Source organism: Pseudomonas sp. SIMBA_068 (assembly GCF_046534705.1).
Classification (GTDB): domain Bacteria; phylum Pseudomonadota; class Gammaproteobacteria; order Pseudomonadales; family Pseudomonadaceae; genus Aquipseudomonas; species Aquipseudomonas putida.
Window position 1 is genome coordinate 1 of record NZ_JAWRYI010000673.1, and the last position, 266, is coordinate 266.

At 60.2% G+C, this 266-nt stretch carries 1 pseudogene; it reads right to left on the reverse strand.

Annotated elements, in window-relative coordinates:
• Positions 1 to 266: pseudogene (locus tag SB756_RS30935) on the reverse strand (restriction endonuclease); the annotation flags it as partial.

The following is a 266-nucleotide window of genomic DNA, read 5'->3' on the forward strand; positions in this document are numbered from 1 at the left end:
CATGGCTAGCATCAGGTCGACCACCACTTGTTCGAAGAAGCTCGGGGTTGCGGCTCGTACTTGAGCAAGCAGTTCATCGGCCAGTGATTGCACCAGTGCCTGATGAGCCTCGGCCAGTTGTTCGTCGGGAGTGGTTTCCGATGGGGCGATATCCAGCGCAGCGGGGATGTCCGCCGTTTGTGGCTTGGCGGTATGGAAGTCAGCGAACTCGGGGAATTGTTTCAGCCAGCTCACGGTGATGCGCGCGGGCCCATTGGCCAAGGCGT